Origin of the sequence: Limosilactobacillus viscerum (assembly GCF_947387525.1) — a bacterium.
GTDB classification, from domain to species: Bacteria; Bacillota; Bacilli; order Lactobacillales; family Lactobacillaceae; genus Limosilactobacillus; species Limosilactobacillus viscerum.
This window is the reverse complement of sequence record NZ_CANDNW010000016.1, coordinates 1-23,524: the sequence shown is the minus strand read 5'-3', so window position 1 is coordinate 23,524 and position 23,524 is coordinate 1. Positions and strand designations below refer to the sequence as shown.

Here is a 23,524-nt window from a genome sequence, read left to right as displayed (position 1 = left end):
CCGTCATGAACACGTTGAAGGTTAAAGAAATCCGTAAAAAGATTCTCTTTACCCTCTTTGTGTTGATTGTTTATCGAATTGGGGCGGCTATCACTGTTCCTGGAGTTAATGCTGCAGCTTTGCAGGAAATTTCCTCGACCGGGTTAGCATCGATCCTCAATACGTTCAGTGGTGGTGGACTTGAAAACTACTCATTATTTGCAATGGGGGTTTCACCATACATCACTGCACAAATTGTTGTTCAACTGCTGCAGATGGACATTGTCCCGCGGTTTGTTGAATGGAGTAAGCAAGGTGAAGTTGGACGGCGTAAACTTAACCAGGCAACCCGGTGGTTAACAATTGTGCTGGGGTTCATCCAGTCAATTGGGATTACCGCTGGTTTTAATGCGTTAAGTACGATTAAGTTGGTTAACCATCCAAATATACAAACTTATCTGACGATCGGGTTAATTTTGACCGCCGGAACAATGTTTGCAACCTGGATGGGTGATATGATCACTGAACGTGGTATCGGTAATGGTGTTTCCATGCTGATCTTTGCTGGGATCGTTGCTCAGATGCCTAGTGCTATCAGACAACTTTGGGATGATCAAATTGCTGGTGAATCTGGTTCCGCTCTTTGGGCTGGGATCGGATTTATCGCCTTAGTAATTGTAGCGTTATTAATCATCGTGGCGTTCGTAACTTGGGTACAACAAGCTGAACGTCGTTTGCCGATTCAATATACTCGTCGGACAACCACTTCACCATCGAGTAGTTATCTACCATTAAAGATTAACGTCTCTGGGGTTATCCCAGTTATCTTTGCGGGTTCGTTTATTTCAACGCCGCAAACAATCTTAATGGCTTTCCAACAGAGCCATGGTGGTGATACTTGGTATCAAGTTTTGACAACAATCTTCAACATGCAGTCCGGTCCTGGGATCGCATTGTACACATTCCTGATTGTTGTATTTACCTTTTTCTACGCCTTTGTTCAGGTTAATCCGGAAAAACTTGCGGAAAACCTGCAAAAGCAGGGCTCTTATATCTCTGGTGTTCGACCAGGTAAGGGAACGCAGGATTTCGTTTCAGGTTTGTTAATGCGTTTGAGTACGGTTGGTTCACTATTCTTGGGGTTGATTTCATTAATCCCATTAATTGCAAGTAATGTTTGGAACCTTAGTCAGGCAATTGGGCTTGGTGGTACGAGTTTACTGATCATTGTTCAAATTGCTCTTGATGTTAACCGTCAATTAAATGGTTTGACCATGAAACGTGAATATATTGGATTTATTCGTGAACCAGAAGGAGGAAATGGCAAATGAGTATGAACCTTGTTTTAATGGGTTTGCCTGGTGCCGGTAAGGGTACCCAAGCACAAAAGATTGTGGAAGATTTCGATATTCCTCATATCTCAACGGGGGACATCTTCCGTGCGGCAATTAAGAATGAAACGCCAATGGGGATTGAAGCTAAGAAGTACATCGATAAGGGTGAACTTGTTCCAGATGAAGTTACTAACGGAATCGTTAAGGAACGGTTGGCTAAGGATGATACCAAGAAGGGCTTCATGCTTGATGGTTTTCCTCGTAATCTTAACCAAGCAGCTGCTTTGGATAAGATGTTGGCTGAGAGTAACCGGCAATTAGATGCTGTCATCAATATTCACGTCGAACCTGACGTATTGGTAGAACGGTTGAGTGGTCGGTTTATTTGTCGCAACTGTGGTGCTACGTATCATAAGATTTATAATGCACCAAAGGTTGAAGGTACGTGTGACGTTTGTGGCGGCCACGACTTCTACCAACGTGATGACGATAAGCCAGAAACGGTTAAGAATCGTTTGGATGTTAACATTAAGTTGAACACCCCACTGGTAGACTACTACCAAAAGCAAGGTGTTTTGCACACGATCGATGGTCAACAAGACATCGATAAGGTTTACGAAGACGTCAAGAAAGTACTTAATAACCTATAATCATGCTTGATAACTTGCGCTTGTTAGCTACATATGCTAAACTTAGCAAGGTTTATCTAGCTGACAGTGGGAAGTAGTACGCTTTCCACTGCTTTTACGTAATTTCTTGTAAGCAAGGAGGAACCGTTTCGTGGCAAAAGCCGATGTGATTGAAGTTGAGGGTAAGGTTACTGAAACCCTGCCTAATGCGATGTTTAAAGTTGAACTGGAAAATGGGGCGGAGATTCTTGCTCATGTCTCTGGTAAGATTCGGATGCACTACATCAAGATCTTGCCTGGTGACCGAGTAAAGGTTGAAATGTCTCCATATGATCTGACTAAGGGTCGGATTACGTTCCGGTTTAAGTAATAATTGTTAATCTAGGAACTCTCTAGGAGGATTTTAAGAATGAAAGTAAGACCATCAGTCAAGCGGATGTGTGAGCACTGCAAGATCGTTAAGCGTCATGGACGTGTTATGGTTATTTGCTCTGCAAACCCTAAGCACAAGCAACGTCAAGGTAAGTAATTTTATTAAATAAGAATGGAGGTGCACTAAATGGCTCGTATTGCAGGTGTCGATTTACCTCGTGACAAGCGAATCGTAATCGGCTTAACTTATATCTACGGTATCGGTGATTCTACTGCTAAGAAGATTCTGGATGCAGCAGGTGTCTCCGAAGATATCCGTGTTCGTGACTTAACTCCAGATCAAGAAGAAAAGATCCGAGGTCAAGTTGAAAACATCCAAGTTGAAGGTGACTTGCGTCGTGAAGTTTCAATGAACATCAAGCGGCTCCAAGAAATTGGCTCATACCGTGGGATGCGTCACCGTCGTGGTTTACCAGTTCGTGGTCAACACACCAAGAACAACGCCCGGACTCGTAAGGGTAAGGCTGTAACCATCGCTAACAAGAAGAAGTAAAATAATTTTATAAAAAAGGAGGTTAGTACTAGATATGGCAACCAAAAAAGGTACGCGTAAGCGTCGTGCAAAGAAGAATGTTGAAACTGGTGTTGCTCACATTCACTCAACATTTAACAACACTTTGATCATGATTACTGACGTTCAAGGTAACGCCGTTGCTTGGTCATCAGCTGGTGTATTGGGCTTTAAGGGTTCACGTAAGTCAACTCCATTTGCTGCCCAAATGGCTTCAGAAGCTGCTGCTAAGCAAGCTATGGAACACGGTATGAAGACTGTTGAAGTCGAAGTTAAGGGTCCAGGTTCTGGTCGTGAAGCTGCTATCCGTGCTCTTCAAGCAACTGGTTTGGAAGTTACTGCTATTCGCGATGTAACTCCAGTTCCTCATAACGGTTCTCGTCCTCCAAAGCGTCGTCGTGTTTAATTGGCATTTGGTGGGGAACCTATTTCCACAATTGTCTTTTGTAAAAATGCGAACCACGTTTGAAAGGGGTACAGGGATAGAATGATCGAATTTGAAAAGCCAAACATTCATAAAGTTGAAGAAACGGATAACTACGGCAAGTTTGTTGTAGAACCACTTGAGCGCGGTTATGGGACGACTCTTGGTAACTCACTGAGACGGGTTCTCATTGCTTCATTACCAGGTGCAGCAATTACCACCATGCAAATTGATGGGGTTTTGCACGAATTCAGTACTGTTAAAGGTGTAACTGAAGATGTAACCCAAATTATCTTAAATCTTAAGAAGGTTTCACTTAAGATCAATTCTGAAGACCAAAAGGACTTGGAATTAGATGTTAAGGGACCTGCTGAAGTAACTGCCAGTGACATCCAAGGGGACAGTGAAGTCACTGTTTTGAACCCTGATTTGCACATTGCAACTGTCGCTGATGGTGCTGAATTACACATTAAGATGACAGCTGATAAAGGTCGTGGTTACCTTTCAGCAAATGATAATAAGGCCCGGATGGAAGATCTCGCTATTGGTGTATTGCCAATTGATTCCATCTATACCCCAATCGAACGTGTAAACTACACCGTTGAAAATGCGCGGGTTGGTCAACGTAGTGATTATGACAAGTTGACTTTGGATGTTTGGACGGATGGTTCATTAACACCAACCGAAGCGGTTAGTTTGGGTGCTAAGATTTTGACCGAACACTTGGATATGTTTGTTAACCTGACTGAAACCGCACAAAATGCTCAAGTGATGGTTGAAAAGGAAGAAACCCATAAAGAAAAGACGCTTGAAATGACAATTGAAGAACTTGACCTGTCTGTTCGTTCTTACAACTGTCTCAAGCGTGCCGGTATTAACACTGTTAAGGAATTAACAGACCGTACCGTTTCAGACATGATGAAAGTTCGGAACTTAGGACAGAAGTCATTAGATGAAATTAAACTCAAATTAAACGATCTTGGCGTTTCATTCCGTCAAGATGATTAATTGATACCAATTGCAAAGGAGGGAACCACTTCATGAGTTACCGTAAATTAGGACGTACAAGTTCACAACGTAAGGCTTTATTACGTGATTTAACTACTGATTTAATTGTTAATGGTCAAATTACCACTACTGAAGCACGTGCAAAGGAAGTTCGTAAGACCGCAGAAAAGATGGTTACACTTGCTAAGCACGGTGACCTTGCTTCTCGTCGTAAGGCTGCTTCATTCGTACGCAATGTTGTTGCTGACGTTAAGGAAGATGGCGATGACATCCGTATCCAATCTGCACTTCAACACTTGTTTGAAGAACTTGCTCCAAAGTACGCAGATCGCAAGGGTGGTTACACACGGATTTTGAAGACCATGCCTCGTCGTGGTGACGGCGCACCAATGGTTATTCTGCAATTCGTTGACTAATTACTAAAATAACTAAATACGTAATAAAGAATCACTATCACTGATAGCATAGAGCGTTACGATGGTGGGGAGACCCTAGTCTAGCTTGAATGCGGAAACCCCGTGCGCTGCAGTGGTAAGTGATTTTTTATTTTAAATACTTTTTGGGCAGAAAATCTGTATCTTGCCGACTTCTCTGTTAAAATAGGGTGTATTAATCGTGAAGGGACATGGCAACGTGGACGGAATTAACCTCAAGAACATCTCTTATACATATCCGGGGTCGAAAGCGCCGGTACTAGCTAACCTCAATTTGCAGGTTCCCCGGAACAAATGGACGACGATCATCGGTCATAACGGTAGTGGCAAAAGTACAATTGCCCGCTTAATCGATGGCTTACTCGTTCCCGACGAGGGCGAAATAACAGTAAATGGAATGACAGTTACTGAAGAAAACCTAGCCAAGTTGCACCGTCAGCTCGGGATCGTGTTCCAGAACCCTGATAACCAATTTGTTGGTGCGACAGTTGCCGATGATATTGCCTTTGGCCTAGAGAATCACCAGGTACCGCGTGAACAGATGCAGCCGCTTATCGACGATGCTCTTAAAAAGGTCGGGATGAGTGACTTAGCTGCCGCTGAACCGACGATGCTTTCTGGTGGACAAAAGCAGCGGGTAGCAATTGCCGGTATTTTAGCGCTACACCCCCAAACAATCATCCTTGATGAAGCTACGTCAATGCTAGATCCGGAAGGCCGAAAAATGGTACTAGATTTGTTGGCGTCCTTGCGCCAGACTGAAGAGCTGACAATTGTTTCGATTACCCATGACCCGGTCGAAATGTCGATGGCAGATAAACTCGTGGTGGTAGACCATCAAGGCATTGCTGAAGAGGGAACCGTTGATCAAGTATTAAAGCAGACTGATTTACTGCGGAAACTTGGTGTCGGTATCCCCGTTGGACAAGAATTGCGTGACTACCTCGTAAATGCGGGCGTCGAAGTCCCTAATCGCTACTACTCAATAAATGAAATGGTGGAATGGCTATGCCAGAAATTAAGTTAACCGACGTCAGTTTTTCGTATTTAAATCGTAAGGAACCGGCACTTGCCAAATTAAACCTCACCATTCCAGATGGTTCGTTTACGGCAATTGTTGGTCATACCGGAAGTGGCAAGTCGACCCTTGTTTCCCTAATTGACGGGCTGATTAAACCAGCGGCTGGAACAATAACCGTTGGCACTACTAGTGTTGGTACTGACAGCAAGAAAACTGAATTGGCAAAGCTCCGCCAGCACGTCGGGTTTGTCTTCCAGTTTCCGGAGCAGCAATTATTTGCTGAAACAGTTGAAAAGGACATTGCGTTTGGCCCCGAGAATCTTGGTTGGTCCGAAGAAAAGGTTAAGGCGGCGGTACATAACGCGCTAGTGCAAGTGGGCCTCAATGCCGAACTGGCAAGCCGGTCACCGTTTATGCTTTCTGGTGGTCAAATGCGACGGGTTGCGATCGCGGGGGTACTCGCGATGCAACCGGAAGTATTAATTCTTGACGAACCAACTGCTGGACTAGACGCGCAGTCGACGGCGCAGTTGATGGACCTGGTTGACCACTTACACCGTGATGGACGGACGATCCTCTTGATTACGCACCAGATGGAGCAAGTAGCACGTTTTGCGGACCAGGTGGTGGTGATGAACCACGGTCGCCTGATGGTCGATACAACGCCGGAGAAACTTTTTAGTGATTCACGGTTACTAGCGGCTAACCACCTTGACCAGCCTGCTGCCGTAAGAATGTCTCAGCAGTTGCAAGAAAAGGGAATTGACCTTCCGTTGACCTTAACAATCAAGCAGTTGTCTGAACAACTGGCGCCACGTCTAGGGGGGAAAGAATAATGAGTAACGCAATTGTATTTGGCTCCTATGTGCCGGGCAACTCTCCCCTCCACCGGTTGGATCCCCGGGCAAAGCTTTTTTTGTGCATAACCTATGTCATACTGGTATTTTTCGCTAATGGATTAGCTACTTGTCTCTGGTTAATTCTGGCGTTATTAGCCACGATTATTGCTAGTCAAGTTAGTTTTAAAATGTACTGGCGTGGGATAAGGCCGCTAGCTTGGATTATCCTATTGACGGTTGCCTTCCAGGTACTCTTTAGTACCGGCGGCCCTGTCTACTGGCAATGGGGCTTCATTTCAGTTACCAGGGATGGTTTATTAAATTCATTGATTATCTTTTTCCGCTTTATGGTAATTATCACTGCCTCTACCGTCTTGACGGCAACTACGACGACCTTACGAATTGCCGATGCGCTGACCTGGTTCATGCAACCATTGAAAGTAATTAAGGTGCCGGTTAACCAGATTACCCTGATGATTTCAATTGCCCTTCGCTTTATCCCAACGATCATGAATGAGGCGGTAAAGATTGCGAATGCGCAACGGTCACGGGGGATGAACCTCGATGAGGGGAACATTGTCAAGCGGTTAATGCGGATGATCCCCATCCTAATTCCGCTTTTCGTTGATTCATTTAAACGGGCAGAAGAGCTCGCAACCGCAATGGAGGCCCGGGGATATGACCCAGAAGCGCCGCGGACTCATTACCGGCAGCTAGATTGGCACGGCCGTGATACGGTAAGTATGGTGGCTTTACTGGTCGTGGCAGTGGTCCTATTTGGTCTCCGGATCTTTATATAATGATGAAAGGAAGAACAATATGTACCGCTACAAAATTACTTTTGCTTATGATGGGGCAAACTTTTCTGGCTTCCAGATTCAACCCCACAAGCGAACTGTCGAGCAGACATTGAAAAATGCGGTAAATAAAATTGCTAAGCACCCTGATCCAGCCATTCCCGTTATTGGGTCTGGTCGGACGGATGCGGGTGTTCATGCCCTCAACCAGGTTGCCCATTTTGATATTCCGTACAAGCTGAGCAATGAGTCAATGCGCAAGGCACTTAATAGCATCTTACCGCTTGATATTCTGGTTAAGAAGGCCGAGCTAGTTGACCCGAGCTTCCACGCCCGTTTCAGTGCCCACCGGAAGACTTACCGTTACCGGGTTGACCAGGGAGAATTTGTGAATCCCTTTAAACGCAACTACACGGCCCATTTTAAGTATCCAGTTGAAATTGATAAGATGCGTGAAGCAGCGAAGGACTTTATCGGTGAACATGACTTTACCAGCTTTGTAGCATCAGGAAGTCAGGCGAAAAGTAATGTTCGGACGGTTGAGAAGATTACCATTAACCGCGATCCAGAACGGAATGAAGTCGTGTTTGAATTTACCGGGAATGGTTTCTTATATAACCAAATCCGGATAATGGTGGCCTTTCTCTTAGAAGTAGGTAGTGGGCAACGGCCGGTTAGTGACGTTAAGCGTGTGCTAGCGGCGAAGGACCGGACACAAGCACGGATGACGGCACCGGCAAGTGGCCTCTACCTAGTTAGCGTGGATTATGGATCAGATGGTAAAAACAATTGACGAACAATGGAGAAGAAGGTATACTATCTCTTGGTATTTCTTTTCCATCTAATAACTCGGTACACTATTATATGTAAAAGAAAACAAAATTGGAGGAACTAATCGTGAGAACGACATACATCGCAAAACCTGGTGAAGTTGATCGCAAGTGGTACGTTGTCGATGCTAAGGATGTCCCAATGGGTCGTCTGGCCACCGTCGTCGCATCAATCCTGCGTGGTAAGAACAAGCCAACATTTACTCCCCACGTTGACACTGGTGACAACGTCATCGTTATCAACGCTGCACAAGTTAAGTTAACTGGTAAGAAGGCTTCTCAAAAGAAGTACTACCGTCACTCAAACTACCCTGGTGGTTTGAAGTCACGGACTGCCGGTGACTTCCGTGCTAAGGAACCAGAAAAGCTGTTGGAAACTGCCATCAAGGGTATGCTTCCACACAACTCTCTTGGTCACAAGATGGGCTTAAAGCTGCATGTTTACGCTGGTGAAGACCACAGTCACGCAGCACAAAAGCCTGAAGCATTGGACATTACAAACTTAATCTAAGGAGGGAATGGAATTGGCTCAAACTGTACAATACAGAGGTACTGGTCGTCGTAAGGACGCTACCGCACGTGTTCGCTTAGTACCAGGTTCTGGTAAGATTACTATGAACGGTAAGGCAATCGAAGACTACATTCCATTTGCCAACTTACGTGCTATCGTTAACCAACCATTTGATGTTACTAAGACTAACGGTCAATACGACGTTATCGCTAACATCAACGGTGGTGGCTTCTCCGGTCAAGCAGGTGCAGTTCGTCACGGTATTGCCCGTGCACTGCTCACTGTTGACCCTGACTTCCGTGACGCTTTGAAGAAGGCCGGTCTGTTGACTCGTGACCCTCGGATGAAGGAACGTCGTAAGCCAGGTCTGAAGAAGGCTCGTAAGGCTGCTCAATTCAGTAAGCGTTAATATTCGGTTATCGCTTCAAGCAAAAAGACTGGTTATTGCCAGTCTTTTTTGTTTTTAAATCGTAAAACCAATTAGATTAAAAAATGCTATAATCAACGTTAGGTATTTTTTTGACTAAAAAATTTATAATGTGAAAAGGGAGGGTTCCTTTTGGCAAAGCGGAAAAGGAAATCACGCAAGAAAAAATCGGGAGTAAGATTATTAATCTGGGTACTGGTTATTATCGCCTTATTCCTCGGAGTGTACTTGGCACACCACTACTACCGGATCTGGAACCAGCAACGGATTGAAGAACAAATGAAACGCCAGGACCGGGAAGCTAAGCAGACCTTCATTAAGCAGGTTGCACCTGAAGCCCAGGCAATGCAAAATAGCTACCATGTCTGTGCTTCGGTCACGATTGCCCAGGCGATTTTGGAATCACAATGGGGGACCAGCCAGCTTGCTTCACAGTACCATAACTTATTTGGGATTAAGGGTACTGATCCAAGCAACTCCAAGGTATTAACCACGAAGGAATACATTAATGGTCGCTGGATCGTCACCAAGGGCCGCTTCCGGGTTTACGATAGCTGGAGTGATTCAATTAAGGACCACACAAAGTTAATGTTAAACGGGACGGATACTAATAAAGAAAACTACCAGAGCGTGGTTAAGGCTAAAAACTACCGTGAGGCCGCTCATGCCCTTCAAGATTCCGGTTACGCAACTGATCCGGACTATGCTAAAAAGTTAATTTCTGTAATTCAGACGTATAAGTTATATAATTACGATAACTAAGTAATAAAGGAGCAATCTTCATGCAAGAATTAAACGATAAAATTAAAGAATTCGGGACTGTTCTGCCGGGTAACGTTCTGAAGGTTGATGCCTTCTTAAACCACCAGGTAGACCCTGAATTGATGCTTCATGTTGGCCAAGAGTTTGCAAAGCGTTTTGCTGACGAGGGCGTTACTAAGATTTGGACCGTTGAATCTTCAGGGATTGCGCCTGCAGTGATGACCGGTTTAGCAATGAAGGTACCGGTCATCTTTGCCCGGAAACATAAGAGCCTGACGTTAAATAATAATATGTACGTTGCTGACGTATATTCTTACACGAAGAAGACAACTAACCGGATTTCAATTTCCAAGAAGTATGTTGCTCCGGATGACAAGATTTTAATGATTGATGACTTTTTGGCAAACGGTCAGGCAGTTGAAGGGATGCTTGAAATTGCTGACCAGGCAGGGGTTAAAGTTGCTGGTGCTGGAATTGTAATTGAGAAGAGCTTCCAGCCGGGCGGTAAGGAACTCCGCGACCGTGGTATTCGTGTTGAATCACTGGCTCGGATTAAGTCATTAGCTGATAACCAGATTGAGTTTGAAGAAGACTAGGGGTGAAAAAATGAGTGGGGATGCTTTATACCCGGGAAATACGCTGGGCATTATTTCAATTGATCAAAATGGCAGTGCATTGATTGCTGCCGCTAAAAAGGCGGGCTTCAATGTCGCTGTCTACGTTAGTCGGCCCCAGCCAGAAATCACTAAGATGGCTGATTTTACAATTGTCGGCGCATATAATGATAAAGATAAGCTGACTGAGTTTGGCGAAAACTGTGACGCAATTATTTACCAAACACCGATGGTTGACTCACAGGTTATCCGCTTTCTGAGCCAATTTGCCGCAATACCACAAGGGGTAAATGGTTTGGAAATTGTCCAGGACCGGTTAATGGAACGGGCTTTCTTGGACCAAATTAACATTAATATTGCCCCCTACGTAACGGTGGTTGGCCTTGATGATGTTTACCAATCAATTGATTCAATCGGCTACCCAGCTCTCTTAAAGCCAATTCAGCGGGGACTGGGCGAACAATCGATGATGATCAAGCGTCAGTCAGACATTGGACGTGCCGCCGACTTTATTGATACTGGTACTTACCTGCTGGAATCATGGATTGATCATACGGCGGAATACACAATGACTGCGGCAACCGAAGGAGACAAGGTAGAGATCTACCCACTGGCCAAATTACAATTCTCAGATGACCGGAAGTTAATCTCAGTTGCTACGCCAGCCATTGTTGATGATGACATTCTTACTGAGATGCAACGGATTGTGCGCAGCGTTGCCAAGTCACTCGAATACCGGGGTGTCTTTGCCCTCAACTTCTACGTAACGCCAAATGGTTCGCTTTATGTAAAGAACATCGAACTAGGCTTAACCTCAGTTGCTAACGTGTACGATAGTTCTGCTAACGTAACGCAGTATGAGGAACAAATCCGGGCAACGGCGGGGATGCCGCTTCATATCATCCGTTCGCTGCAGCCGGCTCTCTTGATGGTTATCCGTAAGAAACAAGAAGCAGCAATTCAGCGCCAGTGGTTGCTAAAGGATAACTGGCAGTTCCGCCTCTTTGACGTTACAAACGGTGATGACGATAGCCTGCTTGGCTTCACCTGGGTAACGGGGAGCAATAGCCTGGATGAACTTGAAGACCAGGTCGACGACACCGAGGTATGGGACCAACCAATTGCTCCTAACGATGCACCGCAAGATGATGATAATGATTTATAATTTTTAATTTGCAGAGGCTGGGAAGAGTCCAAGACAAAGAAGATTTCTTCCCAGTCTCTTTGTGTACTAGGATTTTTTATTAATTTTTCATAACGGGAGTCGCCAGGGCTAAAAAGCAAGTGATTATTTGGTATAATATTAGCCGACTGATTTTTTAGAGAGGATGGAACGGCGTGAGTAATAGTCAAGCACTACTAGACGGAATGAACGATAAGCAGACAGAAGCGGTCTTAACAACTGAGGGGCCACTCCTGGTAATGGCCGGTGCCGGTTCCGGTAAGACCCGGGTATTGACCCACCGGGTGGCCTACCTAATTGAGGAAAAGAATGTTTTGCCATGGAACATCCTGGCAATCACCTTTACCAACAAGGCGGCCAAGGAGATGCAGGAACGGGTTGGCAATCTCCTTGGCGAGAGTGCCCAGGACATCTGGGTATCAACTTTCCACTCCCTGTGTGTGCGGATCTTACGCCGGGACATTGAAAAGTTAGGTTATAATCGCGCATTTACGATTGCGGACACCAGTGAACAACGGACACTGATGAAGCAGATCTGTGCAGAATTAAATATTGATACCAAGAAGTTTGACCCCCGGAGTATCTTGTCCACGATTTCCAACGCCAAAAACGCCTTGCTGACACCAAAGGATTATGCGGCTCAGGCGGGGAGCAATAATAATCCGCATAGCATGTACAGCCAGGTAGTTGCCCGGGCTTACAAGCTTTACCAGGAACAACTCGAAGCTAACCAGGCCCTCGACTTCGATGACCTGATTATGAAGACGATTGAGCTCTTCGAACAGGATCCTGAGACTCTAGAATTTTACCAGGACCGCTTCCACTATATTCACGTTGATGAATACCAGGATACCAACGATGCCCAGTACAAGCTCGTCCACATGCTGGCGGACAAGTACCAAAACATCTGTGTCGTTGGGGATGCCGACCAGAGTATTTACGGTTGGCGGGGAGCTAACATTGAGAATATCCTCAATTTTGAACGTGACTACCCGAATGCACATACGGTAATGTTGGAACAGAATTACCGGTCGACACAAAACATCCTGGATGCCGCCAACGAAGTGATTAAGAATAATAATGGCCGGAAGGATAAGAACCTCTGGACGGAAAATGGACGCGGGGATAAGATCACCTACTATCATGCCCAAAATGAACACGACGAAGCGCAATACATCGTGTCCAAGATTAAAGAAGAACATGACCAGCATGGCTACCACTACAATGATTTTGCCATCCTTTACCGGACCAATGCGCAGTCGCGGATCATCGAAGAAACCTTCATGAAGTCCAGCGTGCCTTACACCATGGTTGGTGGCCACAAGTTCTACGACCGGAAAGAAATTCGTGATATTCTAGCCTACCTGACCCTGATTGTTAACCACCGTGACTCGATGAGTTTTACCCGGGTCGTTAATACACCAAAGCGGGGGATCGGTTTGACCAGTGTTGAACACCTGCGTGAATTTGCTGGGGATAATAACTGGTCACTATTAGAGGCTAGCCAGAATGTGGACATTGCTAACAATATTACAACCCGGACGCGGACTAAGTTATCAGACTTTGGCCAGTTGATGAAGGATCTTGACAAGCAGGCGGAATTCTTATCAATTACCGATTTGACTGACCAGATCCTCGAACGGACCGGCTACAACAAGATGCTGCATGATGATAACAGCCTTGAATCACAGGCCCGTCAAGAAAACCTGGACGAATTTAAGTCCGTTACCCAGGAATACGATAAGCAGCATGAAGATGACGACGTTGATAACCGCCAAAAGCTGGTTAACTTCCTTGCTGACCTGGCCCTTGTTTCCGACCAGGACGACGTGGATGAGCAGGCGCCGGCAGTTACCTTAATGACGCTTCACGCGGCGAAGGGGCTAGAATTCCCCGTTGTCTTCCTTGTCGGAATGGAAGAGGGGATCTTCCCACTTTCACGGGCACTGTTGGAAGATGATGAACTAGAAGAAGAACGGCGGCTAGCTTATGTTGGGATTACGCGGGCAAAGAAGAAGCTTTACCTGACCAATGCCGTTTCCCGGCTCCTGTATGGACGGATTCAACGGAACCAGCCTTCCCGGTTTGTCGAAGAAATCGATCCAAAGCTGTTGGAAGAAGACGGTGCAGTTAACCGCGGGGGCTTTGCTGGTAGCGTGCCATTTGATAAGCAGGCAGCAACGACTCCTACCTGGGCCCAGCGGAAGCAAAGAAAACATAATTATAAGGATGCCGGCAAGCGGGTTGCCCCGGTTACGAATACTGGGACTGGTGCCGACAAAGTAAGTTGGAAGGTTGGCGACAAGGTTACCCACAAGAAGTGGGGACAAGGAACGGTTGTGAAGGTCAGTGGTACTGGCAACAACATGGAGCTTGACATTGCCTTTCCAGAAAAGGGTGTTAAGCGGCTACTGGCCAGCTTTGCGCCAATTCAAAAAGTAACTGATTAATTAAAGTGAGGCCAGAATAATGGATAAACAAATACCAGTCGACCAGTTAACACTGGCGGCGGCCAAGCAGGAAATTGACCCCCTCAAGCGGCAACTTACCCAGTGGGGGAAGGAATACTACGAACAAGATAACCCAACCGTTGAGGACTATGTCTATGACCGGGCCTATGAACGGTTAGTTGAGCTAGAACAAAAGTTTCCCGAACTAAAGACAAGTGATTCACCAACCCAGCATGTTGGTGGTGGACCAACTAGTCAACTGACTAAGGTGACTCATGACATTCCAATGCTTTCGATGGGAGATGTCTTCTCCATTGATGAGCTGATGGATTTTAATGCCCGTCAGCAGGACAATGATGACGTGGAAGTGGCACCGGAATACAACCTGGAGCTCAAGATCGACGGCTTATCACTGTCACTGGTTTACGAAAATGGTAAGCTCGTACAGGGGTCAACTCGTGGTAACGGGGTGATCGGCGAAGACGTAACGGCAAATGTTAAGACCATTAAGTCGGTCCCACGCGAATTGCCAGAGCCACTTAGCATTGAGTTTCGTGGTGAATGCTACATGCCAAAGTCTTCCTTTGTGAAGTTAAATCAAGAACGGGAAGCGGCGGGGCAGTCAATCTTTGCCAACCCGCGGAACGCAGCGGCAGGGAGTCTTCGGCAACTAGATCCCGCAGTAACGGCTAAGCGTGACCTGGATACCTTTATGTACTACATTCCGGAATACCAAAAGCTTGGCCTGAAGACCCAGTCTGAGGCACTAGATAAGATGCGGGAGCTTGGCTTTAACGTCAACCCGAATAACCGGGTGGTCCACAGCCGGCAAGAAATTACCGACTATATTGAAGAATACACCGCCAAGCGGGACCAATTATCCTACGGGATTGACGGAATTGTTGAGAAGGTAAACGACCTTGATACGGAAACCGCACTTGGTAACACGGTTAAGGTGCCGCGGTGGGAAATTGCCTATAAGTTCCCACCAGAAGAACAGGTAACAATTGTGCGGGACATCGAATGGACTGTTGGCCGGACGGGGAACGTAACACCGACTGCGGTAATGGACCCGGTTCAGTTAGCGGGGACCACGGTAAGTCGTGCGTCACTTCATAACCCGGATTACCTCCAGGAAAAGGGGATCCGCTTGGGCGACACCGTTTACTTACACAAGGCCGGTGACATTATTCCCGAAATTTCGCGGGTAGACCTTAAGAAGCGGCCAGCCGAAAGCAAGCCGTATGAAATTCCAACAACCTGTCCAGTTTGTGGGTCGGAACTAGTCCACTTGGATGATGAAGTGGCCCTCCGTTGTGTTAACCCAATGTGTCCGGCACAGATTAAGGAAGGACTGGCCCATTTTGCTTCCCGGAACGCGATGAACATCGATGGGTTAGGGCCAAAGATTATTCAGCAGCTCTGGGATAAAGAATTGATCCACGATGTAGCGGACCTATATCACCTGACTCGGGACCAATTATTAACTTTAGATAAATTTGGTGACAAATCAGCTACTAACCTATTGACATCAATCGACAATAGTCGTAATAATTCTGTCGAGCGCTTATTATTTGGCCTTGGTATCCGCCATGTTGGTGCTAAAGCTGCCCGCCTAATAATGGAAGAATTTCACTCCCTTGACCGCCTGATGCAGGCAAGCGCGGAGGAAGTTTCAGCCGTTGACGGGATTGGCCCAACAATTGGTGATAGTGTTGAAACCTACTTTAGCAATAAGCAAGTTGTTAAGCTGATTGATGAACTGCGGGATGCTGGCGTCAACTTTGATTACCTTGGTGCCACCACACCGGCAAATCCGGAGAGTGAGTGGAATGGCCGGCGGGTAGTGCTGACCGGGAAGTTGGAAAATATGACCCGGGGAGAGGCAAAGACTTGGCTAGAAGACCATGGTGCTAAGGTTACCGGAAGTGTTTCAAAGAAAACAGATATTGTCATTGCGGGGACCGCTGCGGGTAGTAAATTAACCAAGGCTCAAGATTTAGGAATCACGGTCTGGGATGAAGCTCGTTTCGCCCAAGCAATGAAGGAGGAACAATAAATCGTGAAGTTAAAAGTTAAGAAAATAGCAATAACCGCTGCTTTGTTAATGAGCGTGGTTGTCCTGGCTTCATGTGGTAAACATTCTTCAAAGAATTACAGCACCACTGGTTCCGGCAACGGTAACTACCAAGGGGTAATCCAAAATGGTCGTTACAAGACTAGTAAGGCCCGGGGGATTAACGTTGCCCAAAATGATAACCAGTTCAACCAAAAGAGTTTTGAAAATGGCCTGACTGAAGTTTCGAAGCGGGTCTTTTCACCGAAGTCCTACATTTTCCAGGAAGGTCAGTACTTGGATACTAATACCCTGCAAAGTTGGCTTGGCCGTAAAACCAAGAAGAACCCGAATGGTTTGAACCCAGCCCAGGGGAAGAAGAGTGACCCGAACCCGGAATACATCCAACAGATTGAGGAACAAGACTACATGACGGATAATGGTCGGTCAATGAAGCTAAAGGGTGTCGTTGTCGGTGTGGGGATTAACTCCGAGTACAACTACCAAAAGAAGACGGATGGTCCTTCTTATACTAAGAAGATCAGTAAGGCCGAGATGCAGCGGCAAGGTGAAATCGCTGCGCAAAAGATCTTAACCCGGATGCGGGAAAAGAAGGCTCTCCGGAATGTGCCAATTGTAATTGCATTGTACCGGCAAGCACCAGATGATAGCTTAGTCGGTGGTAGTTTCTTTGCTTACAGCAAGAATAATGGCAACAAGGTTGGCAACTGGACGAAGTTAAACTACAAGACGGTGGTTCTGCCAAAGGCTTCGGCAACGAACTCAACGACCAGCTCTGACTCAACGGATAATGATAACTTCTCTAACTTTAAGAGTCAGATCCAGAGCTTCTTCCCGAACCTGAGTGGGGTTACTGCCCAGGCACAGTACCACAATGGTGAATTGTCAGGGATGCACATCACGGTTACGACGCAGTTCTACAGTCAAACGGAAATTACGAGTTTCACTCAATACATTGCCCGGGCTGCTAAGCGTTACCTGCCAAGCGGGATTCCGATTGACATCAAGATTCAGTCTGATTCCGAAATGCAGGCACTGGTTTACCGTGATTCCGGATCAAGCACGTTCCACACGCACGTTTTGACGTCATATTAAAATAATTCTTAAGGAGCCCATGGCAAAACTCAGTTTTATCACGGGCCCCTTGTTTTAGTTCTAAATATTACAGAGATATCGCGTACCACACCCCCAGTGCCTTAGTGTCTAGCTACGGACAATCGCTAGCCCGGTTCCGTGCTAACGATCGTCCTATGCTAGCCATACAGGCCCTAACCGGGGGGTGTGGCACAGCTCCCTTTTGAGTTGACTGGATCTGTGCTAAAATTGTTAATTGTATGTATACCTAAATTTGAGAAAAGAGGTAGAAATGATGGCCAGTAAAATCACTGCGCAAGAAGTAGAGCACGTTGCAGAACTTGCAAAGCTCGAATTTTCCAAGGATGAGTTGGCAGAATTCACCACTCAACTTGGCAGTATTATTGATATGTTTGAAGACCTCACCGAAGAACATACGGAAGGTGTCGAACCAATGACGAGTGCCACTGACCGGGTAAACGTTATGCGGGAAGATAAGGCAGTTAAGGCTCCTAAAGAGGAAACCGATGCACTGTTGAAGAACGTCCCAGATGAAGATGGCGGCTACATCCGTGTTCCAGTGATCATTGATGAAAGCGAGGATGGCGAAGAATAATGGACTTTTACCAAACCGACTTAAGCCAGCTCCATGATGACCTGGTAAACAAGAAGATCAGTGCTAGTGAACTGACCAAGGAAACCTTTGACCACATCAAGGCAAACGAAGACCAAGTGAAGGCCTTCATCACCTTAAACGAAGATGAAGCCATGAAGCGGGCCGAAGAAATCGACAATGCGGGAATCGCTGCCGACCAACTGGTTGCTGGTGTGCCACTGGCAGTTAAGGATAACATCTTAACGAAGGGCTTGAAGACGACTGCTGCTTCTAAGATGCTGGAAAACTTTAATCCCGTTTACGATGCAACAGTTGTTGAAAAGTTGAAGAAGGCTGGCTACATCAACGTTGGTAAGACCAACCTGGATGAATTTGCCATGGGTTCCTCAACTGAAAATTCGGCCTTCTTTACCACCCACAACCCATGGGATCTGACGCGGGTTCCTGGTGGTTCTTCAGGTGGTTCTGCTGCTGCCGTTGCAGCGGGGGATGTTCTGGGGGCCCTCGGTACTGATACCGGTGGTTCAATCCGGATGCCTGCTTCCTTTAACGGGGTTGTGGGGATGAAGCCAACTTACGGCCGTGTTTCTCGTTGGGGAATCATCGCCTTTGGTTCTAGTTTTGACCAAGTTGGTTGGTTGACCCGGACCGTTAAGGATAACGCCTACCTGACTTCCTTAATTGCGGGTACTGATGAACACGATACGACTTCTTCACTGGAAGATGTTCCTAACTGGGCTGCTAACCTAAACGAAAATACTAGCGTTAAGGGCCTGAAGATCGCGGTTCCACAAGAATACTACGAAGACTTGAATGACGATGTTAAGAAGGTTGTTAAGGCTGCCCTTGACCACTTGGTATCACTTGGTGCCACTGTTGATGAAGTTAGCCTGACACACACTAAGTATGGTGTTCCTGCATATTACATCCTGGCTTCCTCTGAAGCATCATCAAACCTGCAACGGTATGATGGGATTCGTTATGGTTTCCGTGCTCCTGATGCTAAGAACCTGGAAGAAGTTTACGTTAAGACCCGTTCTGAAGGCTTTGGTGACGAAGTTAAGCGTCGGATCATGCTGGGGACCTTCTCACTCTCCGCTGGTTTCTACGATGCATACTTCAACAAGGCAGCGAAGGTTCGTCGCCTGATTGCCCAAGACTTCGATAAGGTCTTTGAAAACTACGATGTAATTATCGGTGCTACTGGCGCAACAACGGCCTTCAAGATCGGTGCTGAAATTGACGACCCGAAGACCATGTACATGAACGATGTCCTAACCGTTCCAGTTAATATGGCTGGTCTGCCGGCAATGTCAGTTCCAGCCGGCTTCTCTGAAAAGACCGGAATGCCAGTTGGGCTGCAAATCATCGGGAAGCGGTTTGACGAACAAACCATTTACAACACTGGTTACGTCTTTGAACAAACCACTGACTTCCATAAGAAGGCACCACAGTTAGGAGGTCAAAACTAAGATGAACTTTCAAACAACTATCGGACTAGAAGTCCACGTTGAATTAAAGACTAATTCAAAGATTTACAGTCCATCACCAGTTGACTTTGGTGACCAGCCAAACGCCAACACCAACGTGATTGACTGGGGGTACCCAGGTGTATTGCCAACCCTGAACAAGGGCGTTGTTCGTGATGGGATCATGGCTGGTTTGGCCCTCCATGCCCAAATCGCTCACCGCATGCACTTTGACCGGAAGAACTACTTCTACCCAGACAACCCAAAGGCCTACCAGATTACCCAATCTGATACCCCAATTGCCCATGATGGCTGGATTGAAATTGAGGTTGATGGGAAGAAGAAGAAGATCGGGATCGAAGAGATGCACATCGAAGAAGATGCCGGTAAGAACACCCACACCAGCAAGTACTCTTACGTTGACTTAAACCGTCAAGGGACTCCACTGATCGAAATTGTTTCCAAGCCGGACATTGCTTCACCAGAAGAAGCGGTTGCCTACCTGGAAGCACTGCGTCAACGGATCCAGTTTACTGGTATTTCTGACGTGAAGATGGAAGAAGGTTCCATGCGGGTTGATACCAACATCTCTATCCGCCCAGTTGGCTCCGACAAGTTCGGTACCAAGACGGAAATGAAGAACATCAACTCCTTTAACTATGTCCGGAAGGCACTGGCCTTTGAAGAAAAGCGGCACCAACAAGTATTGATGTCCGGTGGCCACATTGCCCAAGAAACTCGTCGTTACGATGAACCAACCGGGACCACGATTTCCATGCGGACCAAGGAAGGGACCGATGACTACCGGTACTTCCCAGAACCAGACTTGCCACCAGTTGAAGTGAGCGATGAATGGATCAAGAAAATTGAAAGCGAAATGCCAGAAATGCCGGGTGAACGGCGGAAGCACTACGTTGATGACTTGGGTCTGTCTGACTACGACGCCATGGTTTTGACCCAGACGAAGGAAATGTCAGACTTCTTTGAAGAAGCCGTTAAGGATGGTGGCGATCCAAAGCGGGTTGCCAACTACCTGATGAACGACGTTAACTCCTACCTGAATGACAAGCACATTGACCTGCCAGATACCAAGCTGACCCCAGCTAACCTGGCTGGGATGGTTAAGCTGATCGATGACGGTACGATTTCTTCCAAGATGGCCAAGAAGGTCTTCAAGGGTATCTTAGCTGGTGAAGAACCACAAGCATACGCTAAGGAACACGGTCTGGTACAATTGTCTGACCCAGCACAATTGCAACCAATCGTTGATGATGTTCTGGCTAACAACGAACAGTCAATCGAAGACTTCAAGAATGGTAAGGACCGGGCTGTTGGTTACCTGATGGGCCAGATTATGAAGCAAACCCGTGGTAAGGCCAACCCACAAGTTGTTACCCAATTATTGATGAAGTCACTGAAAGCAAAGTAGGAGGATCGCCATGCGTAAACGGGCACGGATTATATACAACCCAACTGCTGGTCGCGAAGCACTAAGGAACGACCTGGTGGATATCCTGGATATCTACGAAAAGGCTGGTTACGAAACGAGTGCGTTTGCGACGACCCCTGCACCTAATTCGGCGAAAAACGAAGCAACCCGGGCAGCAAAGGAAGGCTTTGACCTGATTGTGGCTGCTGGTGGTGACGGAACCCTAAATGAGGTCATCAACGGGATTGCCGGATTGGAAAAGCGGCCAACCCTGGCGATCATTCCAGCCGGGACGACCAATGACTACGCACGAGCATTGCGGATTCCCCGTGATGATCCGATTGCGGCGGCCAAGCTGATCTTACGGAAGAACAAGAAGTTCAAGATTGATATCGGCAAGGCCGGGGACAACTACTTTATGAACATTGCTGCCGGTGGGACCCTGACTGAGCTGACCTATGACGTGCCTTCCCAGATGAAGTCACTGTTTGGTTATGCAGCTTACTTGGCCAAGGGAGCCGAACTCTTGCCACAGGTTAAGCCGGTGGATGTTTCCGTTAAGTATGACGGGAATGAGTACCGGGGAACCGCATCGACAATTTTTCTGGCACTGACTAACTCAGTCGGGGGCTTTGAGCAGATTGTTCCCGACGCTTCACTGGATGACGGTAAGTTTACGATGATCCTGGTGAAGAAGAGTAGTTTGGTTGACCTGTTAGGGTTGATGGCGAAGGCCCTGCAAGGAAAGCACCTTGATGATCCGCGGATTATCTACGCAAAGGCGGCTGATGTTGAGATTACGCCGCTGAATGATGATGACCGGATCATGATCAACCTTGATGGTGAGTACGGTGGGGATGCACCGATGGAATTCCATGACCTTAAGCAACACATTGAAGTGGTAGCGAACCTCGATGAAATTCCTGATGATGCCATTACCGAATCAGCCGACTTCAAGCGGGTTGAAAAGGACTTCGTTGAAGGAGTTCATAAGATTAACGGCAAGCCGGAAGATTAATGGAAATAAAAACAGCTAGCTTCGGTTACGGAAGTTAGCTGTTTTTTTGTTATAATGGGTGAAGTTTAGTAACGTGGAAAGATGGAGGAATCATTGTGAAAGTTAATATTCCGGTACATAAGAATGAAGAATACCAGGCTAAGGTAGTGGATTTGACTTACCAAGGCAACGGGGTGGTCAAGATTGACGACTTTCCGGTATTCGTGCCTAATGCTTTGCCGGGCGAAGAAGTGACGGTCCGGGTGACTAAGGTGACACGAAACTTTGCCTGGGGCCGGGTGATGGAATGGCAGACCAAGAGCCCCGACCGGGTGGATGTGAAGGATAAGACCTATATTCAAACCGGGATCGCACCACTGGGACATTTGAAGTACGATGCCCAGTTGAGGTTCAAGCAGCATCAGATTAAGGAGCTGCTGGAGAAGGCGCACCTAGATGGAATTGATGTGCTGCCGACGATGGGGATGGCCAAACCTTACCGTTACCGGAATAAGGCCCAGGTGCCGGTAAAGATGGTCCGGGGGAAGCTGGAGACTGGTTTCTACAAGCGGGGAAGCCACACCCTGGTACCAATTGAAGATTTCTATATTCAAGATCCGCAGATTGATAAAGCAATTGTGGTCGTCCGGGACCTGTTGCGGAAGTATTTGGTAACGCCGTATGATGAACGGACTGGCAAGGGCGTGATCCGGACGGTGATGGTTCGTCGAGGCTACTACAGCCATGAAATCATGGTGGTGCTGGTGACGAACACGAAGCGGTTGCCGATGGCCGATGAAATCGTGAAGGGCATCGTGGCCGGTGTGCCAGAAGTGAAGAGCATTGTTCAGAATATTAATGACCGGAAGACCAATGTGTTGTTGGGGATGAAGAACAAGGCCTTGTGGGGTAAGGATGAGATTCATGACCAATTGCTGGGAATTGATTTTGCAATTTCACCGCTGTCCTTCTACCAGGTGAACCCACAACAGACGGAGCGCTTGTACCAGACGGCGATTGATAATGCCGGACTGGATGGCGGTCAGACGGTGATTGATGCCTATTGCGGGATTGGAACGATCTCGCTGGCGGTGGCCAAGCATGCAAAGCAGGTGTACGGAGTTGAAGTTGTTGAAGCGGCGATTGAAGATGCCAAGCATAATGCAAAGCGGAACGGGATTAAGAACGCTAAGTTTGTGGTCGGCAAGGCGGAAGACCAGTTTGCCAAGTGGCAGGCGGAAGGTTTGAAGCCGGACGTGGTCATCGTGGACCCACCACGCAAGGGTGTCGCTGAATCACTGATTGAAGCAACTGGCGAGATGGGACCACAGAAGGTAATCTACGTTAGCTGCAACCCGGCAACCTTGGTTCGTGATATTCAACGCTTTGCTGAGCATGGCTACCATGTTGTGAAGCCAATTCAGCCTGTTGATCAGTTCCCACAGACGACGCATGTTGAGAGTGTGACGGTGTTGGAACGGATGGGAAAATAGTTTATAGATAATGAAAAGTGTACTAATTTTCTTTTTTAGGACTGGAATTAGTATACTTTTTTAATTTGGCAGATTGTAAAATTTAAGTTGAACATATTAGTGGACAGAAAAACCCATAAAGGTCTTTAATGGTGTCACCACAACATTCCATTAGAAAGAAGGACCTTTATGGGCACCACTATTT

Annotated in this window: 25 protein-coding genes; all 25 read left to right on the top strand. The window is 46.8% G+C overall.

Features of this window, described 5'->3' with window-relative positions; all coding sequences use genetic code 11:
* Positions 1-5: 5 nt before the first annotated feature.
* Positions 6-1,310 carry a preprotein translocase subunit SecY gene (gene secY / locus QOS07_RS05810; RefSeq protein WP_408613331.1) on the top strand — a complete coding sequence of 435 codons (1,305 nt, stop codon included), beginning with the start codon at positions 6-8 and terminating at the stop codon, positions 1,308-1,310.
* Between the two features lie 2 nt (positions 1,311-1,312).
* Positions 1,313-1,963, top strand: coding sequence for an adenylate kinase (locus tag QOS07_RS05805; RefSeq protein ID WP_408613330.1), 651 nt, complete (start codon positions 1,313-1,315; stop codon positions 1,961-1,963).
* Between the two features lie 130 nt (positions 1,964-2,093).
* A complete protein-coding gene (gene infA, locus QOS07_RS05800) occupies positions 2,094-2,312 on the top strand; it encodes a translation initiation factor IF-1 (protein ID WP_003664537.1) in 219 nt (72 codons plus the stop codon).
* A gap of 39 nt (positions 2,313-2,351) precedes the next feature.
* The gene (gene rpmJ, locus QOS07_RS05795; protein WP_003714521.1) at positions 2,352-2,471 is read left to right on the top strand and encodes a 50S ribosomal protein L36; all 120 of its coding nucleotides are present in this window, start codon (positions 2,352-2,354) and stop codon (positions 2,469-2,471) included.
* A 30-nt stretch (positions 2,472-2,501) separates the two neighbouring features.
* Positions 2,502-2,867: a 30S ribosomal protein S13 gene (rpsM, locus tag QOS07_RS05790; RefSeq protein ID WP_283588037.1), complete on the top strand. Its 366-nt coding sequence runs from the start codon at positions 2,502-2,504 to the stop codon at positions 2,865-2,867.
* 34 nt (positions 2,868-2,901) lie between these two features.
* Positions 2,902-3,291 (top strand): 30S ribosomal protein S11, encoded by a 390-nt coding sequence (gene rpsK, locus QOS07_RS05785; protein ID WP_003664532.1) that lies wholly within the window; start codon positions 2,902-2,904, stop codon positions 3,289-3,291.
* Positions 3,292-3,372: 81 nt separating this feature from the next.
* Complete coding sequence (locus QOS07_RS05780) at positions 3,373-4,317, top strand: DNA-directed RNA polymerase subunit alpha (RefSeq protein ID WP_283588036.1); 945 nt, start codon at positions 3,373-3,375, stop codon at positions 4,315-4,317.
* A 32-nt stretch (positions 4,318-4,349) separates the two neighbouring features.
* Positions 4,350-4,733, top strand: a complete 384-nt coding sequence (gene rplQ, locus QOS07_RS05775) for a 50S ribosomal protein L17 (RefSeq protein WP_283588035.1) — start codon at positions 4,350-4,352, stop codon at positions 4,731-4,733.
* A gap of 217 nt (positions 4,734-4,950) precedes the next feature.
* Positions 4,951-5,778: an energy-coupling factor transporter ATPase gene (locus tag QOS07_RS05770; RefSeq protein WP_283588058.1), complete on the top strand. Its 828-nt coding sequence runs from the start codon at positions 4,951-4,953 to the stop codon at positions 5,776-5,778.
* Positions 5,754-6,608, top strand: coding sequence for an energy-coupling factor transporter ATPase (locus QOS07_RS05765; RefSeq protein ID WP_408613329.1), 855 nt, complete (start codon positions 5,754-5,756; stop codon positions 6,606-6,608). Before QOS07_RS05770 ends, QOS07_RS05765 begins: the two co-directional genes overlap by 25 nt.
* The gene (locus tag QOS07_RS05760; protein ID WP_283588033.1) at positions 6,608-7,411 is read left to right on the top strand and encodes an energy-coupling factor transporter transmembrane component T family protein; all 804 of its coding nucleotides are present in this window, start codon (positions 6,608-6,610) and stop codon (positions 7,409-7,411) included. The genes QOS07_RS05765 and QOS07_RS05760 overlap by 1 nt, the downstream gene beginning before the upstream one ends.
* Before the next feature lie 19 nt (positions 7,412-7,430).
* A complete protein-coding gene (gene truA / locus QOS07_RS05755; RefSeq protein WP_283588032.1) occupies positions 7,431-8,201 on the top strand; it encodes a tRNA pseudouridine(38-40) synthase TruA in 771 nt (256 codons plus the stop codon).
* Between the two features lie 104 nt (positions 8,202-8,305).
* On the top strand, positions 8,306-8,749 hold the full coding sequence (gene rplM / locus QOS07_RS05750; protein ID WP_283588031.1) for a 50S ribosomal protein L13: 444 nt from the start codon (positions 8,306-8,308) through the stop codon (positions 8,747-8,749).
* A gap of 13 nt (positions 8,750-8,762) precedes the next feature.
* Positions 8,763-9,158: a 30S ribosomal protein S9 gene (gene rpsI / locus QOS07_RS05745; protein ID WP_047767415.1), complete on the top strand. Its 396-nt coding sequence runs from the start codon at positions 8,763-8,765 to the stop codon at positions 9,156-9,158.
* A 150-nt stretch (positions 9,159-9,308) separates the two neighbouring features.
* Entirely contained in the window at positions 9,309-9,938 is a 630-nt protein-coding gene (locus QOS07_RS05740) for a glycoside hydrolase family 73 protein (protein ID WP_283588030.1), read from the top strand.
* A 20-nt stretch (positions 9,939-9,958) separates the two neighbouring features.
* Positions 9,959-10,534 (top strand): xanthine phosphoribosyltransferase, encoded by a 576-nt coding sequence (locus tag QOS07_RS05735; protein ID WP_283588029.1) that lies wholly within the window; start codon positions 9,959-9,961, stop codon positions 10,532-10,534.
* Between the two features lie 10 nt (positions 10,535-10,544).
* Positions 10,545-11,717 carry an ATP-grasp domain-containing protein gene (locus QOS07_RS05730; protein WP_283588028.1) on the top strand — a complete coding sequence of 391 codons (1,173 nt, stop codon included), beginning with the start codon at positions 10,545-10,547 and terminating at the stop codon, positions 11,715-11,717.
* A gap of 173 nt (positions 11,718-11,890) precedes the next feature.
* The gene (gene pcrA / locus QOS07_RS05725) at positions 11,891-14,185 is read left to right on the top strand and encodes a DNA helicase PcrA (protein WP_283588027.1); all 2,295 of its coding nucleotides are present in this window, start codon (positions 11,891-11,893) and stop codon (positions 14,183-14,185) included.
* A 19-nt stretch (positions 14,186-14,204) separates the two neighbouring features.
* Positions 14,205-16,244, top strand: a complete 2,040-nt coding sequence (ligA, locus tag QOS07_RS05720) for an NAD-dependent DNA ligase LigA (protein ID WP_283588026.1) — start codon at positions 14,205-14,207, stop codon at positions 16,242-16,244.
* A gap of 3 nt (positions 16,245-16,247) precedes the next feature.
* Positions 16,248-17,357 (top strand): CamS family sex pheromone protein, encoded by a 1,110-nt coding sequence (locus QOS07_RS05715; RefSeq protein ID WP_283588025.1) that lies wholly within the window; start codon positions 16,248-16,250, stop codon positions 17,355-17,357.
* 274 nt (positions 17,358-17,631) lie between these two features.
* The gene (gene gatC, locus QOS07_RS05710; RefSeq protein ID WP_283588057.1) at positions 17,632-17,952 is read left to right on the top strand and encodes an Asp-tRNA(Asn)/Glu-tRNA(Gln) amidotransferase subunit GatC; all 321 of its coding nucleotides are present in this window, start codon (positions 17,632-17,634) and stop codon (positions 17,950-17,952) included.
* The gene (gene gatA, locus QOS07_RS05705) at positions 17,952-19,424 is read left to right on the top strand and encodes an Asp-tRNA(Asn)/Glu-tRNA(Gln) amidotransferase subunit GatA (protein WP_283588024.1); all 1,473 of its coding nucleotides are present in this window, start codon (positions 17,952-17,954) and stop codon (positions 19,422-19,424) included. Before gatC ends, gatA begins: the two co-directional genes overlap by 1 nt.
* Before the next feature lies 1 nt (position 19,425).
* Complete coding sequence (gene gatB / locus QOS07_RS05700) at positions 19,426-20,850, top strand: Asp-tRNA(Asn)/Glu-tRNA(Gln) amidotransferase subunit GatB (RefSeq protein ID WP_283588023.1); 1,425 nt, start codon at positions 19,426-19,428, stop codon at positions 20,848-20,850.
* A 10-nt stretch (positions 20,851-20,860) separates the two neighbouring features.
* Positions 20,861-21,868: a diacylglycerol kinase gene (locus QOS07_RS05695; protein ID WP_283588022.1), complete on the top strand. Its 1,008-nt coding sequence runs from the start codon at positions 20,861-20,863 to the stop codon at positions 21,866-21,868.
* Between the two features lie 95 nt (positions 21,869-21,963).
* Positions 21,964-23,340, top strand: coding sequence for a 23S rRNA (uracil(1939)-C(5))-methyltransferase RlmD (rlmD, locus tag QOS07_RS05690; RefSeq protein WP_283588021.1), 1,377 nt, complete (start codon positions 21,964-21,966; stop codon positions 23,338-23,340).
* Positions 23,341-23,524: the final 184 nt, after the last annotated feature.